Raw genomic sequence first — 16,838 nt, 5'->3', positions numbered from 1 at the left:
GAAGATAGATATGGCGAACCAAGACGAACTGGTGTTTCTGCCACTTGGCGGCGTCGGTGAGATCGGCATGAATCTCGCGCTCTACGGCTATGGCGCGCCGGAACATCGCCAGTGGATCATGGTCGATTGCGGCGTCACCTTTCCAGGGCCTGATCTGCCGGGGGTCGATCTCGTGCTCCCCGATATCCGCTTCCTCGCCAAGGAACGCAAGAATCTCAAAGGCATCATCATCACGCATGCGCATGAGGACCACTACGGCGCGCTGAGTGATCTCTGGCCCGGCCTGAATGTTCCGATTTATGCTTCGGCCTTTACCGCCGGTCTACTGGAAGCCAAGCGCGACTATGAGAAGTCGATGGGCGAGATCCCCATCACGCCATTCAAGGCCGGCGATCGTATCAATGTCGGTCCCTTCAGCATCGAGGGCGTGGCCGTCAACCACTCCATTCCCGAACCGATGTCGCTGATGATCCGCACGCCGGTCGGCAATGTCATCCATACCGGCGACTGGAAGATCGACCACGAGCCATCGCTCGGACCGTTGACCGACGAGGCCCGTTTCCGCCAGCTCGGCGACGAAGGCGTGCTGGCGCTGATGTGCGATTCCACCAATGCGTTGCGCGACGGCGTCTCTCCCTCGGAAAAGGATGTTTCGGAAAGCCTGCGCAAAATCATCGAGGATGCCGAGGGGCGGGTGGCGATCACCACTTTCTCGTCGAATGTCGGTCGTATCCGCACCATTGCCGAAGCCGCCGAGGCGGCGGGTCGCGAGATATTGCTGCTCGGCAGTTCGCTGAAACGCGTTGTCGATGTCGCCCGTGACATCGGTATCATGGAGGGCATCAAGCCGTTCATCGCCGAAGACGAATATGGCTATATCCCGCGCGACAAGGTCGTCGTCATTCTGACCGGCAGCCAGGGCGAACCGCGTGCTGCCCTTGCCAAACTCTCTCGCGACGAGATGCGTAATGTCGCGCTCGCCGCCGGCGATATCGTCGTTTTCTCCTCGCGCGCCATTCCCGGCAACGAGAAGGCGATCCAGGATATCAAGAACGGCCTCACCGAGCAGGGCGTGCATGTGGTGACGGATGCCGAAGCGTTGGTTCACGTCTCCGGTCACCCGCGCCGCAACGAGCTGCAGAGAATGTATGAATGGACGCGGCCGAAGGTCGTGGTGCCGGTACATGGCGAGGCAACGCATCTGACCGCACACAAGGAACTGGCCGAGCAATCCGGTATCTCCATCGTGCCACGGGTTCGCAATGGCGATATTTTGCGATTGGCACCGGGGCCGGTCGGGGTTATTGGCGAGGCGCCGCATGGCCGCATCTTCAAGGACGGCACGCTGATCGGCGATTTTGACGAAATGGGCATTGGCGAGCGCAAGAAGCTCTCCTATGTCGGCCATGTCGCCGTTAACGTCGTACTCGATGCCCGTTATGATATTGTCGGCGATCCCGATCTCGTGCCGATCGGTCTTCCGGCCTATGACGACGAGGGCGAGGATATGGAGGATACGCTCTTCGACGCCATCGTCGGCGCCATCGAGAGCATTCCGCGCGCCCGTCGCAAGGATATCGACATGCTGCAGGAGGCCGTGCGCCGCGCTGTGCGCGCCGCCGCCAATCAGAGCTGGGGCAAGAAACCGGTCGTGACTGTGTTCGTCACGCGCGTCACGGGGTAATAGCGATCTGGTTGAGGAAAAGGGGACAGCCATGCTCGGGTGCATCAATCACATTGCAATTGCCGTTCCTGACATCGCTACCGCTTCCTCCATCTACCGCGATACCCTCGGCGCCAAGGTGTCCGCGCCGCAATCTCTACCGGAACATGGCGTCACCGTCGTTTTCATCGAATTGCCGAACACCAAGGTCGAGCTGTTGGAACCGCTCGGCGATGCCTCGCCGATATCGGCCTTCCTCGCCAAGAATCCCGACGGCGGCATGCACCATATTTGCTACGAGGTGGATGATATCCTCGCGGCACGCGAACAACTGATTGCGGCCGGTGCCCGCGTGCTCGGCAATGGCGAGCCGAAGATCGGCGCTCACGGCAAACCGGTGCTGTTCCTGCATCCCAAGGATTTCTTTGGGACTCTCATTGAACTCGAGCAACGCTGAACCCGCGCAATCCGGAGGTGTTACCGCGACTTTGCGCGCCAAGCTGACCGCGCGGCGCAGTTGTGTGACATTAGGGCGCTGAGCTGTGCTTTGAAATGCCGGGGCTTTGGTTCTATAAGCTGGTTTAAATGAGGAGAGGGCAAGCCGGTTTGCGGCCTGCTTCGAGGGGAGCATGATGGCCCAGCAGATTTTTTCGACTTGCGCGGTCTATTTCGTTGTCTGGTGGATCACGCTTTTCGCCGTCCTGCCGTTTGGATTGCGCACGCAGGCCGAAGACAATCACGTCGTCCTCGGCACTGTCGAGAGTGCGCCCACGAAATTCCGTGGCGGGAGGGTCGTGCTGATCACGACGCTGGTATCCGCCGTGATCTACGGCGCATGGTACGTCAGCTCGCATTATCTCGGCTTTGGCTTCGACTCGATCCCGCCGATTGTTCCACGCTATTGAGGGCTGAGGTTCATTTCCGAAAAATATTCCGCAATTTTCGGATGAAAGTCGCGCGTCACTGAATAGCCCACAATTCGTCACACCCCTGTCATGTGCCTGAGGCAAAGAGGCGGCGCAAACGGCGATCCTTCCGTTGCGTGAGTTCGTTGTGGTCGGAGACTGCTCTGAAGCTCGTCGATTGGAAAAAACTGCCGATCGGCCGAGGTAGAAAAGCAAAAAAAAACAAGGCTGAAAGCCTTGTTTTTAAGTATCGCGTGATCCTTATCCGTTGCCGGGGCTGCGAGCAAGCGCGCCTAAGATCTGATCCTCCCAAGACTTGACCGCGAAACGGCAAGAATTTAGCCTTCTTGCCTCTTTTGTGAGCTAAAATTAGCTCAAAGATTGAGCCTTGTCATCTATTTTTTTGCATTTTTGCTACAGTCGCGCAGAATTTTTCTGTTGACAGATTTCGCTCACAAATCCTTAGAAACGTGCATCTTTTCGAATTTCTAAAAATATATGACGTTGCCTACGTTTGCGGGTGTTCACCCGGTTTGCTCGCGCTAAATGCGGGTTTCTTTCCTGCGCCGAAGCAGATATGAACGCCTCCAGCAGTTAATTTTTCGAGCGATTCCGCTGGACGCGGAACGTCAAACCATCTGGAATCAGCCCATGCGTCTGTCTCGTTACTTCATGCCCATTCTGAAGGAAAATCCGAAAGAGGCTGAAATTGTTTCTCATCGGCTGATGCTGCGCGCCGGCATGATTCGCCAGCAGTCGCAGGGCATCTATTCCTGGCTGCCGCTGGGCAAGCGGGTTCTCGACAAGGTCAACAATATCATTCGTGAGGAACAGAACCGTTCCGGCGCCATCGAGCTGCTGATGCCGACGCTGCAGTCGGCTGAGCTCTGGCAGGAAAGCGGCCGCTATGATGCCTATGGCAAGGAGATGCTGCGCATCCAGGATCGTCAGGATCGCCCGATGCTCTACGGCCCGACCAATGAGGAGATGGTCACCGACATCTTCCGCTCCTACGTCAAGTCCTACAAGGATTTGCCGTTGAACCTTTACCATATACAGTTGAAGTTCCGCGACGAGATCCGCCCGCGCTTTGGCACCATGCGCTCGCGTGAGTTCATGATGAAGGACGCCTATTCCTTCGATCTGACGATGGAAGGCGCTGTGCATTCCTATAATAAGATGTTCACGGCCTATCTGCGTACCTTCAATCGCCTCGGCCTCAGGGCAATCCCGATGCGCGCCGATACCGGCCCGATCGGCGGCAATCTCAGCCATGAATTCATCATTCTCGCCGACACCGGCGAATCGGAAGTCTTCTGCCACAAGGATTTCGTCAATTTCGACATTCCCGCGGAGGACACGAACTTTGATGATGTCACAGGGCTGAAGGGTATCTTCGACAAGTGGACGTCGCTTTATGCAGCAACTTCCGAGATGCACGACGAGGCGGCCTTCAATGCCATTCCCGAAGGCGAGCGCCTATCGGCCCGCGGCATCGAAGTCGGCCATATCTTCTATTTCGGAACCAAATATTCCGAGCCGATGGGCGCGAAAGTGCAGGGTCCCGACGGCAAGGAGCATGCAGTCCACATGGGATCTTACGGTATTGGCCCGACGCGCCTTGTTCCCGCCATCATCGAGGCATCGCATGACGAAAACGGAATCATCTGGCCGGCTTCGGTCGCGCCCTTTGATGCCGTCGTGATCAACATGAAGGCCGGCGATCAGGCCTGCGACGCAGCTTGCGAGACGATCTATGCTGCGCTGTCAAAGGCCGGCAAGGATGTGCTTCTTGACGACCGCGACGACCGCGCCGGAACGAAGTTTGCCACCGCCGATCTGATCGGCGTGCCCGTGCAGATCATCGTCGGGCCGCGTTCGATCGCAGGTGGCGAAGTGGAAGTCAAGGACCGCAAGACGGGTGCCCGCGAGACGATGACCATCGAAGCGGCGCTCAATCGGCTGGCAGGCTGATAAAACGATAGGATGAGAAGCTGATGGCGGTGAGCGCGGTAATGGAGCAGCAGGAGAAGGTCCTCAAAACCAGCCCGTCAGCGCGCCCGTTTTCCGGCTTCGAGCGGCTTGTCGCCTGGCGCTATCTGCGCGCCCGGCGCAAGGAAGCATCGATTTCGGTCATCGCCGGCTTCTCGCTGGTCGGCATCATGCTCGGCGTCGCGGCTTTGATCATCGTCATGGCCGTCATGAACGGTTTTCGCGCGGAACTCTTCAAGCAGATCCTCGGCTTTAACGGCCATGTCGTTGTCCAGCCGGTGGATTCGCCGCTGAATGATTATGCCACGCTTGCGCAGCGGCTTGCTGCCGTCCCCGGCGTCACCATGGCATTGCCGCTGGTCGAGGGCGAGACGCTTGCCTCCGGCCGTGGTGGTTCAGGCACGGGTGCTCTCGTGCGTGGCATCCGGTCCGAGGACCTTATCAAGCTCAAGACCGTTTCGGACCACATCGTCGATGGCGACCTGGTCGGCTTTAAAGCCGGGCAGGGCGTTATGGTCGGTTCGCGTCTGGCTCGGCAGCTCGGTCTTACGGTCGGCGATCAGATCACGCTCACGGCGCCTGATGGCGATGTGACGCCCTTTGGCGTCAATCCGCGCGTCAAAGCCTATCCGATCTCCGGCATCTTCGAAGTCGGCATGTCGGAATATGATTCCTCCGTGGTCTTCATGCCGCTGGAGGAGTCGCAGCTGTTTTTCAATGCAGAGGGAATCGTCGAGAAGATCGAGCTCTTCGTCAGCAATCCGGATGACGTCGACGAACTGAGGCCGAAGATCGAAGCGGCGGCGGGGCGGCAGGTCTTTCTGACCGACTGGCGACAGGTGAACGAGACCTTTTTCTCGGCGCTGCAGGTCGAACGCAACACCATGTTCATGATCCTCACTCTGATTGTCATCGTGGCCGCGCTCAACATCATTTCCGGCCTGATCATGCTGGTAAAGGACAAGGGTAGCGACATCGCCATTTTGCGCACCATGGGCGCGACGTCCGGGGCGATCATGCGCATCTTCTTCATGACGGGTGCGGCGATCGGCGTCGTCGGCACCGTCGCCGGCGTCGCGCTCGGTGTCGTCGTCTGTCTCAATATCGAATCGATCCGCCAGTTCTTCTCCTGGATATCTGGCACCGTGATCTTCAATCCCGAGGTCTATTTCCTCAGTAAGTTGCCGGCGCAAATGAATCTCGGCGAGACCGTCTCCGTGGTCGTGATGGCATTGACGCTCTCCTTCCTCGCCACGATCTTTCCGGCCTGGCGCGCCTCGCGGCTCGATCCGGTGCAGGCGCTACGGTACGAATAAGGAATTCCACATTTGATGAAGCGCAACGTCGTTCTCCAGCTTACGGGCGTGGAGCGTCATTACGGGCAGGGTGAGACGCGGCTTTCGATCCTGAAGGGCGCAGATTTTGCCTTGAGCAGCGGCGAGATCGTCGCCCTCGTTGCACCGTCAGGAACAGGAAAATCGACGCTTCTCCATGTCGCGGGTCTGCTCGAGCATCCAGATGGCGGCGAGGTGACGATCAACGGCCACGCCTGCGAGGACTTATCCGACGAAAAGCGCACGGCCGTCCGCCGCAGCGAGATCGGCTTCGTTTATCAGTTCCATCATCTGCTGCCCGAGTTTTCGGCGCTGGAAAATATCATGATGCCGCAACTGATTTCTGGCCTTTCATGGAACGAGGCGAGCGCCCGCGCTGCGCAGCTCCTGGACTATATGCGCATCGGTCACCGCGCGGACCATCGCCCGGCTGAGCTTTCCGGCGGTGAGCAGCAGCGTGTCGCCATCGCCCGCGCTGTCGCCAACGCACCGCTGGTGCTTTTGGCCGACGAGCCGACCGGCAACCTCGATCCCGATACCGCCCACTATGTTTTCGACGCCCTCGAAGCATTGGTGCGGCAGTCGGGTCTCGCCGCACTGATTGCTACGCACAATCACGAACTCGCCGCTCGCATGGACCGCCGTGTCACCATCCATGACGGCAAGGTCGTTGAGTTCTGACGGTTTTCGTTAGGGGACGATCAGCCCGCCGCGATAATCCAGCTCATAGGCCTTGCACCCATTCACCAGGATGACTTCACGGCCGATAAAATGGTCGCAGCCGCCAGTGCTTCGATCGACATAACGGCCGAGCGGATGGTCGAATTCGAAGCCGCCAAGAAAGCGTTTCTCATCGAGGTAAAGCCGCATGAGGGCCGCCTTGATGATCATCCCCGCAGCCTTGGCATCGATCAAATCAGGCTCCGCGATCCGTCCGAAATAGTTCATTGCCCACACGGGCTCGCCATCGAGCCAGATAAGCTCCTGTCCGGCGAAATCCGTGCCGCCGATATAGCTGTCAAGATAGCGCCAACGCCCGCTGGCGTAGCCTATGTCATGCGAACCACTGCGGCACGATGGTAGAGCCACGCCGTCGCCGACATAGGTTTCAGCTTTAGCTGTGACGATAAAATCATTCAGCTCGGCAAGATCCGGCACGGGTCTCTCCATCTCATGATGAGAGGTTAGGATGCCATGTATGCTGCAATATGTAAAGAACAAATAGTGAACAAAACGCCGCCGCTACTGGCTCACGCCACAGCCTTTCTGGCCGATATCGTCATTCCAGTCCTGGATCTTGATGGTTTTGGCTTCAGTCTTGAGGTCCTTGCCACCCTTCGTCGCCTTGCCGGTCAGGACATTGTAGTCGCAGGTGAAGCTGCCGTCAGGATTGAGAGTATCCCGGTAATCGTAGGTGTAGCCGGCAACGACGAAGGCGTTGTTCCGGAAGGCGAGTGTGAGCGTCTGATGCCAGCGATCGCGCCCGATCGCGTCGTTCTGGGAGGTAACGGCGATCGAACCATTGGGCAGCGCCCCGATCGACGGCTCCTGGCCGACGATGCCGCCGGGCTCGGCGCTCCCCCATATCTTGTCGGGCGCGGCGGCTGCCAGCTTGAGCAGCGAATGTTCTTGGTCACGGAGATAAATATAGATGCCGATCGTATTGTCGGGCCTGATCGTTCGGTGGGGCTAACGCCAGCAATGCAAGGTCCGGCTTGCCGTCCTTGTTCCAGTCGCCGATTGCGGCGTCGATGATGCGGTCGGGCGCGATCATATCCTCCGCGCGAGCTGCCGATGTAACCGAAAGCAGAATGAGTGTGCAGGCAAGTGACTTCATCATGATCTCTCCGTTCGCGTTTTGATAGCTGAGGGTTGTGCCTTCCGTCCATCGACATCAGCCAAAACAACGATGATGAAATTTATCGATGCACCTATTGACTCTCGAACATAAATAGAACAAAAAAGAAACATAACGAGTAAGGAGCGCGTAAATGACCGATATCATTCGAGACGTTGCAGCATTCACCTCCATCGTCATGTTTGTCGCCAGCTTTTCCCTCATCATGATGGCGATGTGACTCTTGTCCCCACGGGTATTGCGATGCGCCCGTGATTCATGAGGTCAACTTCTGGACTTTATCGTCCGCAATGCCGACAATGCAGCCGATTCATTTGGGCATGCGGAAGGGCATATGATGGCGGATATGGGTAGCAGCGGCGCAACAAGTGCGCCGGTCGGAGACACGCCGGAATTCGTGCATCTTCGTGTCCATTCTGCCTATTCGCTGCTCGAAGGCGCGTTGCCGCTGAAGAAGATCCTCGCCAAGGCGGCCGGCGACAATCAGCCGGCCATTGCCATCACCGATACGAACAACCTTTTCGTCGCGCTGGAGTTCTCCCAGAAGGCGATGGACGAGGGGCTGCAGCCGATCATCGGCTGTCAGGTGTCGATCGACATGGAAGACGGTGTCGAGAGCGAGAAGCGTGGGCCGCAGCAGGCATTGGCCAAGCTGCCGTCCATCGTGTTGCTTGCAGCCACCGAGCGCGGCTATGAGCGACTGGTCGATCTCGTCAGCCGCGCTTATCTTGGCGGAGAAGGCAACGGCGCCGCGCATATCAGCGCCTCTTGGCTGGAGGAGATCGGCACGGACGGCATGATCGCGCTGACCGGTTCGCTCACTGGCCCGGTCGATATGGCTCTGAAGGAGGGCCATGCGCCGCAGGCTCTGTCGCGCCTTCTCACGCTGAAGGGCTTGTTCGGCGATCGGCTTTATATCGAACTGCAACGTCACGGCACTTATGATCGTCGCCACGAGCAGAAGGTGATCGCACTCGCCTACGAACATGACGTGCCGCTGGTCGCGACCAACGAGGCCTTCTTCCCGACCCGCGACGATTACGATGCTCATGACGCGCTGATGGCCGTCGCTCACAATGCCATCGTTTCGGACGATACCCGTTTCCGTCTGACGCCAGACCATTATTTGAAGAGCCGAGCCGATATGGCGAAGCTGTTCGCCAATCTGCCGGAAGCCTTGGAAAACACCGTCGAGATCGCCCGGCGCTGTTCCTTCGTCCTGAAGACACGCAAGCCGATCCTCCCGCGCTTCACCGGCGCCACCGATGATGCAGAGGAGGCCGAACGAGCCGAGGCGGCGGAGTTACGCGCCCAGGCGGTTGAAGGCCTCGACCGACGGCTCGCCTCGCTCGGCATGGCGCCGGGCTATGTGGAGAAGGATTATCGCGAGCGATTGGAATTCGAGCTCAGCGTTATCGAACGCATGAAGTTCCCCGGCTACTTCCTAATCGTCTCGGACTTCATCAAATGGGCCAAGCAGCACGATATCCCGGTCGGACCCGGACGCGGTTCGGGTGCTGGCTCGCTGGTCGCCTATGCGCTGACGATCACCGACGTCGATCCGCTGCGCTTCTCGCTGTTGTTCGAGCGCTTTCTCAATCCGGAACGCGTGTCGATGCCTGACTTCGATATCGACTTCTGCCAGGACCGCCGCGAAGAGGTGATCCGTTACGTGCAGCGGAAATATGGCCGCGAGCAGGTGGCGCAGATCATCACCTTCGGTTCGCTGCAGGCGCGCGCCGCCCTGCGCGACGTCGGCCGCGTGCTGGAAATGCCCTATGGCCAGGTCGATAAGATCTGCAAGCTGGTGCCGAACAATCCCGCCAATCCGACCCCGCTCAGCAAGGCGATCGAGGAAGAGCCGCGCCTTCAGGAGGAAGCCGACAAGGAACCGGTCGTCGCCCGTCTGCTCGACATCGCCCAAAAGATCGAGGGCCTCTATCGCCATGCCTCGACACACGCCGCCGGCATCGTCATCGGCGATCGGCCGCTATCGAAGCTGGTGCCGATGTATCGAGACCCGCGCTCCGATATGCCGGTCACGCAATTCAACATGAAATGGGTGGAGCAGGCCGGCCTGGTGAAGTTCGACTTCCTCGGCCTGAAGACGCTGACTGTTCTGAAGACGGCCGTGGATTTCGTTGCCAAGCGCGGTATCACGCTTGATCTCGCCAGCATTCCGCTCGACGATAAGACGACCTATGACATGCTCTCGCGTGGCGAGACGGTCGGCGTGTTCCAGGTGGAAAGTGCGGGCATGCGCAAGGCCCTGATCGGCATGCGCCCGGACTGCATCGAGGACATCATCGCGCTGGTGGCCCTCTACCGTCCGGGCCCGATGGAAAACATCCCGGTCTACAATGCCCGCAAGCATGGCGAAGAGGAGATCGAATCGATCCATCCGACGATCGACTATCTCCTGAAAGAGACACAGGGCGTTATCGTCTATCAGGAGCAGGTGATGCAGATCGCCCAAGTCCTGTCGGGCTATTCGCTCGGCGAGGCCGATCTTCTGCGCCGCGCCATGGGCAAGAAGATCAAGGCCGAGATGGACCAGCAGCGCGAACGCTTCGTTGATGGCGCCGTCGAGAATGGCGTATCGAAGGGCCAGGCGGACGTCATTTTCGACCTGCTGGCCAAGTTCGCCAACTACGGCTTCAACAAATCGCACGCCGCTGCCTACGCCATCGTCTCCTACCAGACGGCCTATATGAAGGCGCATTATCCCGTGGAGTTCCTGGCGGCGTCTATGACGCTCGATATGGCGAACACCGAAAAGGTCAACGACTTCCGTCAGGACGCCAAGCGTCTCGGCATCGAAGTTATCGCGCCGTCGATTCAGACCTCGTTCCGTCATTTCGAGACGGGCGAAAACCGGATTTACTATGCGCTGGCGGCCATCAAGGGTGTCGGCGAATCTGCGGTCGACCATATTGCCGAAGTGCGCGGCGACCAGCCTTTTGCCGGCATCGAGGATTTCTGCCTGCGTATCGATCCGAAGCAGATCAACCGCCGTGTGTTGGAAAGCCTGATTGCCGCCGGCGCCTTCGATTGTTTCGACGTCGACCGCGCGCAGCTGATCGGCGGGCTGGACCGGATCATGGGCTACGCGCAAGTCGCGCAGGAAAACAAGCGAAGCGGCCAGTCCGACATGTTCGGAAGCGCGGCTTCGGGACCGGAAAAGATCCTGCTTCCGGCCTTTACCCCCTGGCTAGCCTCGGAGCGGCTGTTGCGCGAATTCCAGGTGCTTGGCTTCTATCTCACGGCCCATCCGCTGGACACCTACAAGAACGTGCTCAACAAGATGCGCGTCCAGACCTTCGCCGATTTCTCGACGGCGGTGAAGCAGGGGGCCAGCAATGGCCGCCTGGCCGGCACCGTCATCTCGAAGCAGGAGCGCAAGACGCGCACCGGCAACAAGATGGGCATCTTCGTCTTCTCCGACGCCTCCGGCCAGTTCGAGGCTGTGCTGTTCTCGGAGGTACTCAATCAATATCGCGACGTGCTGGAAGTCGGCAAATCCTTCGTCATTACCGCGCAGGCGGACGAGCGGCCGGAAGGCATCAGCCTGCGCCTGCAAACGGCGCAATCGCTGGAGGAAAAGTCGCTGCAGATGCAGAAGGCGCTACGCGTCTACGTCCGCGATTCCGGCCCGCTGAAGGCGGTGGCCGCCCACCTCAATGCCAAGGGCGATGGTCTCGTCTCCTTCATCGTCATCAAGGAGGAGGGCAAGCGCGAGGTGGAAGTCGCGCTGCCGGAGAAGTACCGCATCACGCCGGAAATCGCGGCCGCACTGCGCACCGCGCCCGGTGTGATCGACGTCGAGCTCGTCTAAAGCAATTCCAGGAAAAGTGCGCAGCGGTTTTCCGTCCGGAATTGCGAAAAACAAAAAGATAGAGCGGTTCTGAGATTCCGAGAAAATCTGGACCGCTCTAACCCCTTTTACCAAGGGCGCCGCGATTGGTGATGGTGATGAAATCGGTCTGGTCGCCGGTTTCCGGGCCGATGCCGGTGTCGGAAATCGTCAGCGACGAGCCGGCCGTGAGCAGATCCTCGATTTTGCGCCTGGTGTCATTGGGTATCGTGACGCGGTCGAGCGCGCGGTCGGCTGCGTCGAGCGATTCCGCGTGCGCCTCGCTGGTGATGCCGAGCCGCTTTTTCGCATCCTTGGAAAGATCGTCTTCCAGCGTCACGCCAAACCAGTCCGCTTTGCCGTTCACCTTATCGATGGTGTGGGCGGTGAAGAAATGCGTGCCGAGCGCTTCCTGTGGCTCAGCGATAATGGCGGGCGCTTCGAACAACGGCTTGAAGTTCTGCCGAACCATGATTTCGCCGTTCGGCGGTTCGCCCTTGCCGGCGACGTCGTAGACAGCCTTCATCAGCGCCGGGCTCACAAGTCCGCCCGATGTCTTGATGTTGTGCGCCTTCTTGAAGTCCTCGATTGCCTGCACTGTCGCCGGTCCGAGCATGCCGTCCGGTGTGCCGGTCGCAAAACCCATGTCGTTCAGCAGCCCCTGCAGGTCGCGGACATTTTCGCGCAGACCCCGGCGGGTGATGAGGATGCCGAGCGGTGCCGGATCGAGGGGCGCCGCCTGGGTGGCTTGTGGCATGGGTAGGGCAGCGACATCGTTGGTGGCGACCTGCACCGGCTGTGCCTGCGACAGGAAGGCGGTCGTGGGCCGCAGTTCAAGATCGGAAAACAGAACAGAGGCAGGGACGGCTTCGGGTTGGAACAGCATGGCATGTTCGAAAGGCTGCGGCACGAGTGGTTGGTCGGCGATGACGACATGCACGCCGCGCTCGGTCATCTGGTAGAGCATCTTGGCGAAAGCCTTGGGCATGCGCACGCAGCCGTGCGAGGCAGGATAGTTCGGCACCGAATTGGATTCGTGCAGCGCGATGCCGGACCAGGTCAGCCGCTGCATGAAGGGCATCGGCGAATCCGAATAGAGATTGGACTCATGATAGACCTCCTTCTCCAGAATGGAGAAGATGCCGCTTGGCGTCGCGTGACCGCGCTTGCCGGTCGAAACCTTCGATGTCGCCACCGCCTTGTCGCCATCATAGACGGCAAGTGATTGCCGGTCCTTTGACACGACGATCTGCAATGTGCGGGCATCTTCCGCGCCAAAGGCAGGATGAATGAGGGCTGTGGCCGACAACAGGCCAAGTCCGAAAAGAAAACGCGACTTCATATACACATACCAAAACGCAATACTCGTATCGCTGCAGGTTAGACTTCGAAGTTTAAGGAAGACTTGAAGGCACGCCGTCCGCCTAAATTGCTTTTTTGGTCGCTTCATCCGGCAAAGGCCTGCCCGATAGACGCAATTGCTAGAGGATGTATTTTATGTGTATCTTAAATTGCAGGATGGGGAACCGGGCGGACGTTCGACATGCATGTGGACGTGATCGAAAAGCTGGAAGATCTGCAAGTGCTGAAAGACAACTGGGATCGGATCTATGAGATCGACCCGGAAGCGCAGTGTTTCTTGTCCTGGACCTGGATATCGAGCTGGTTTGCCTCGCGTTCTCTGCCTTGGATCGTATTGGCGGCAAGGGAAGATACCGATGGCGCCTATGTGGCCTTCTTCCCGATCCAGCTCGGCACCGGACTGGACCGGGGCAAGGGCTTCTACAACACCATTGTCTTGGGCGGCTCCTATTTCGCCTCCTATACCGGCATTCTCTGCGATCCCGCCTTCGCCGATGCCGTCGTCCCAGCCTTCGCCGATTGCGTTCGCTCCTTTCATTGGAGCAGCCTGCATCTTGACGATATCGATCGGTCGTCCGCGCGGATCGGGTCTTTCCTCGATCATTTTCCGCAGGCGGATTTCGTCGGCGACAGGGTCAAGCGCCCTGCGCAGATTACGGATGCGGCCGAGAGGATTGATCCGGAAATCCATGTGCATGTGACGCTGCCGGCGGATTTTGGGTCGTTCCTTCGCGAGAAATTGCATTGGCGGGCGCGGCGGAACGTCCGTCATTGCCTGCGCCAGCTGGATGGCTCCGCCGGGTTCCGGGTGACCCACAGCAATGCCGAAACCATCGAAACGGATTTGGCGACGCTGCTGAGCCTTTGGGAGAAGCAATGGGGGCGGCGTAATCCGGGCTATACGCGCTATGTTCTCGACAACTCGCACTCCATTCTGCCGGATTGCTTGCGCAGCGGCGGTCTTTTTCTGCCAATTCTCTGGCATGACCAGGCGCCGATAGCGGCCTCCGCCGTCCTTATCGATCGCCCCAGAAAGAGCTTACTCTGTTTCCTCAGTGCGCGTGATGTCTCGATCCGAGATATGTCGCCGGGCCTGATGGTGCATGCCTATACGATCCGCTGGGCGATAGAGAATGGCTTTCGGATCTATGACCTCGGTCCCGGCGATTATGAGCACAAGTATATTTTCGGCTCGGTCAGCCGACGCATCGAGCGCTTCCGGATCGATACAAAGACGGGGCGGAACCTCGGCGAGCGGCTGGACCAGCATTGCCTGCCGTTCGTCGTCGCCCGCATCAAAAGCCTGTATTCAGCCGGCGATCTGGCCAATGCCGAGATAGGCTGCCGACAGGTTCTCGCGATCGAGCCGACACACAAGGACGCCCTAGCGCTCTACCGCGAAATCGTGGCGTCGCGAATGCTCTGGCAGGCCATCACATCGGATGATGCTGTCACGGACACGGTGACCGACAGTCAAGGTGCCATCGATCGTGCTGAGGCGGAAAAGCAATGTCGTGCCGCGATCGCCGAAAACCCCGGAGACTTCGACGCGGCGCATCGGTTGAGCATACTCCTGTTGCTGCGTGGCGAGGCCAAGGAGGCGGAAGCCGAGATAGGGCGAGCATTGGAGCTTCGCCCCGACTCCGCCGCAGCCCACTGCACCTACGGCAACCTTCTCGCCGCGATCAGGGATTTCGAAGGCGCCATCGTCCGCTATGATCAAGCGATCGCCCTCGAACCAAATCATGCGATTGCCTATAACAACAAGGGAAACGCGCTGCGCCGCTTGGGGCGCTCCGACGAGGCGCTGGCGAGTTATGAAAAGGCGATTGCGATCAGGCCGGACTATGAGCAGGCGCTCGCCAATCGCGCGGCACTTTTCGATGAAGAGACGGACATGTTGCCGGCGATGATTCAGCTCTCGCGCTTGCCGCTGAATGTGTAGCCGGTTTCGACCGTCTTGTTGCCGAATTTTTCCCTGAGCTTGTCCATCGCCGCTTCCGCCGCGGCCCGGCGGGTCGCCTGTTCGTCAACCAGATCGGGAGGGTCGGCGCGCGCAGCATCGCAGAGGTCGGTGACCCCGATGCCGATCAGGCGGAACTTGGTGCCGTCGGTCTCATGCTCCAGCAGTCGCAGGCCCGTGCGAAAGATGCGGTCAGCAAGCTGGGTGGGGTCTTCCAGACGGCGGTTGCGGGTGCGGCTTTTGAAATCCGCCGTCTTCAGCTTCAGCACGACAGTCCGCCCGGCGATGCTGCTGCGCTTCAGGCGGCGCGATACCTTCTCCGAAAGATCGCGAAGGATCGGCACCAGATCGTCATGGCGGGAAATGTCGTCAAAGAAGGTCGTCTCCGACGACACGCTCTTTGCCGCCTCGTCCGGATGCACTGTGCGATCGTCGATGCCGCGCGACAGACGAGAGAGTCGCTGGCCGATGACGCCATAGCGGCGCATCAGGTCGCCTTCCTCCATCGTCTGCAACTGGCCGATGGTGCGGATGCCATCGCTTTCCAGCGTCGCCGCGAAAGCCTTGCCGACGCCCCAGATGGTGGTCACCGGCTGCGGTTCTAGAAACGACACGGCCTCCTGCCGCCCGATGACGGAAAAGCCGCGCGGCTTCTGCAGGTCGGACGCGACCTTGGCGAGGAATTTGCAGTAGGAAAGGCCGACCGAAATGGTGATGCCGATCTCGCTTTCGATGCGCTTGGCGAATTTCGCCAGGATGCGGGCGGGCGGATCATGATGCAGGCGCTGTGTGCCCGCGAGCTCCAGAAAGGCCTCGTCGATCGAAAGCGGCTGCACCAGCGGCGTCAGCTCCTGCATCAGCGCGCGCACCTCGCGGCCGACGCGGACATATTTTTCCATGTTTGGACGGATGACGACCGCCTGAGGGCAGGCCTCCAATGCCTTGAACATCGGCATGGCCGACCGAACGCCATGGATGCGGGCGATATAGCAGGCAGTGGACACGACGCCACGCTTGCCGCCGCCAATGATGACGGGCTTGTCGGCCAGTTCCGGATTGTCGCGCTTCTCGATCGAGGCATAGAAGGCGTCGCAATCGATGTGCGCCAGCGTCAGGCCGTAGAGTTCGCGATGATAGACAAGGCGCGGACTGCCGCAGGCCCGGCAACGCGTGCGCTCGACCGATTGCTCGCTCAAGCAATCGCGGCAAAAACCGGAAACTTTATCGGGCGCGCTGGTCATAAAAATAGAACAAAAATTGAACATAGCTACCTTATGTTTTAACTTCGTGAGTCTCAAGACGGAAAGCAGCGGGGAGGAGATGCTGGTGGAATTGAAAGCAGTGCCTTTGACGGCGGATCGCTGGGGCGATTTCGAAACGCTTTTCGGGCCAAGTGGCGCCTGTTATGGCTGCTGGTGCACCCATTTCCGTATTCCGACCCCAGAGCGGAAGACGATGGATGGCGATGCGAAGAAAGAATTCATGCAGGCTCGCGTCGCCGCCGGCCCGCCGCCCGGCCTTCTCGGCTATATCGGCGAGCGTCCGGTCGCCTGGGCGCAGGTCTGTCCTCGATCGGAACTGCCGATGTGGAATTCTCCGAAAACCGTATCACGGCCGCTCGATCCGGCCGATGCCGAAGACAGCTCGGTTTGGGCCGTGAGCTGCTTTTTCATGAATTCGCGTGATCGCGGCAAGGGATACAGCCATCGCATGCTGTCGGAAGCGGTGAATTTCGCCAAGGCCTCCGGCGCGCACGTTCTGGAAGGCTGTCCGATCGAGCGGACGAAACAGTCGAAATCCGTCGGGCTCTATGTAGGCTCGCTGCGCATATTCGAGGCGGCCGGATTTTCCGAGGTCGCGAAACGAAAGGACGGGCGACCCTTGATGCGCCTCGTTCTCTGATGCCGG

13 protein-coding genes are annotated in these 16,838 nt (G+C 59.4%); 10 read left to right on the top strand and 3 right to left on the bottom strand.

All coding sequences use genetic code 11. The annotated features are described in order from the left end of the window. Positions 1 to 10: 10 nt before the first annotated feature. The 6 genes from PY649_RS18210 to PY649_RS18185 all read left to right on the top strand — a co-directional run bounded on the left by PY649_RS18210 (position 11) and on the right by PY649_RS18185 (position 6,575). Positions 11 to 1,684 (top strand): ribonuclease J, encoded by a 1,674-nt coding sequence (locus tag PY649_RS18210; protein WP_285870006.1) that lies wholly within the window; start codon positions 11 to 13, stop codon positions 1,682 to 1,684. 31 nt (positions 1,685 to 1,715) lie between these two features. Continuing rightward, positions 1,716 to 2,120, top strand: coding sequence for a methylmalonyl-CoA epimerase (gene mce, locus PY649_RS18205; protein WP_285870005.1), 405 nt, complete (start codon positions 1,716 to 1,718; stop codon positions 2,118 to 2,120). Between the two features lie 175 nt (positions 2,121 to 2,295). Beyond that, entirely contained in the window at positions 2,296 to 2,568 is a 273-nt protein-coding gene (locus tag PY649_RS18200) for a DUF1467 family protein (protein WP_285870004.1), read from the top strand. Between the two features lie 651 nt (positions 2,569 to 3,219). Beyond that, positions 3,220 to 4,542 carry a proline--tRNA ligase gene (proS, locus tag PY649_RS18195; RefSeq protein WP_285870003.1) on the top strand — a complete coding sequence of 441 codons (1,323 nt, stop codon included), beginning with the start codon at positions 3,220 to 3,222 and terminating at the stop codon, positions 4,540 to 4,542. Between the two features lie 23 nt (positions 4,543 to 4,565). Further along, on the top strand, positions 4,566 to 5,876 hold the full coding sequence (locus tag PY649_RS18190; RefSeq protein ID WP_285870002.1) for a lipoprotein-releasing ABC transporter permease subunit: 1,311 nt from the start codon (positions 4,566 to 4,568) through the stop codon (positions 5,874 to 5,876). A 15-nt stretch (positions 5,877 to 5,891) separates the two neighbouring features. Then, positions 5,892 to 6,575: an ABC transporter ATP-binding protein gene (locus PY649_RS18185; RefSeq protein ID WP_285870001.1), complete on the top strand. Its 684-nt coding sequence runs from the start codon at positions 5,892 to 5,894 to the stop codon at positions 6,573 to 6,575. A 9-nt stretch (positions 6,576 to 6,584) separates the two neighbouring features. Here PY649_RS18185 and PY649_RS18180 read toward each other — a convergent pair whose 3' ends face one another. Beyond that, positions 6,585 to 7,052, bottom strand: a complete 468-nt coding sequence (locus tag PY649_RS18180; RefSeq protein WP_285870000.1) for a DUF5680 domain-containing protein — start codon at positions 7,050 to 7,052, stop codon at positions 6,585 to 6,587. 36 nt (positions 7,053 to 7,088) lie between these two features. On the opposite strand from PY649_RS18180, the gene PY649_RS35065 reads away from it, so the two are divergent. Continuing rightward, positions 7,089 to 7,649 carry a hypothetical protein gene (locus PY649_RS35065; RefSeq protein ID WP_349644432.1) on the top strand — a complete coding sequence of 187 codons (561 nt, stop codon included), beginning with the start codon at positions 7,089 to 7,091 and terminating at the stop codon, positions 7,647 to 7,649. A 440-nt stretch (positions 7,650 to 8,089) separates the two neighbouring features. Then, positions 8,090 to 11,587: a DNA polymerase III subunit alpha gene (dnaE, locus tag PY649_RS18170; protein WP_285870064.1), complete on the top strand. Its 3,498-nt coding sequence runs from the start codon at positions 8,090 to 8,092 to the stop codon at positions 11,585 to 11,587. 97 nt (positions 11,588 to 11,684) lie between these two features. Here the strand turns inward: dnaE and PY649_RS18165 are convergent, their stop codons facing one another. Next, complete coding sequence (locus PY649_RS18165) at positions 11,685 to 12,947, bottom strand: L,D-transpeptidase family protein (protein ID WP_285869999.1); 1,263 nt, start codon at positions 12,945 to 12,947, stop codon at positions 11,685 to 11,687. Positions 12,948 to 13,148: 201 nt separating this feature from the next. On the opposite strand from PY649_RS18165, the gene PY649_RS18160 reads away from it, so the two are divergent. Next, the gene (locus PY649_RS18160; protein ID WP_285869998.1) at positions 13,149 to 14,912 is read left to right on the top strand and encodes a GNAT family N-acetyltransferase; all 1,764 of its coding nucleotides are present in this window, start codon (positions 13,149 to 13,151) and stop codon (positions 14,910 to 14,912) included. Here the strand turns inward: PY649_RS18160 and PY649_RS18155 are convergent. Then, entirely contained in the window at positions 14,882 to 16,171 is a 1,290-nt protein-coding gene (locus tag PY649_RS18155) for a DNA polymerase IV (RefSeq protein ID WP_285869997.1), read from the bottom strand. The two genes, PY649_RS18160 and PY649_RS18155, sit on opposite strands and share 31 nt — an antisense overlap. 79 nt (positions 16,172 to 16,250) lie before the next feature. On the opposite strand from PY649_RS18155, the gene PY649_RS18150 reads away from it, so the two are divergent. Continuing rightward, positions 16,251 to 16,832 (top strand): GNAT family N-acetyltransferase, encoded by a 582-nt coding sequence (locus PY649_RS18150; RefSeq protein WP_285870063.1) that lies wholly within the window; start codon positions 16,251 to 16,253, stop codon positions 16,830 to 16,832. Positions 16,833 to 16,838: the final 6 nt, after the last annotated feature.

The organism is Rhizobium mayense (genome assembly GCF_030272705.1).
Taxonomy (GTDB): domain Bacteria; phylum Pseudomonadota; class Alphaproteobacteria; order Rhizobiales; family Rhizobiaceae; genus Rhizobium; species Rhizobium mayense.
Note: the sequence above shows the minus strand (reverse complement) of the source record. Positions and strands in the feature narration are given on the sequence as shown.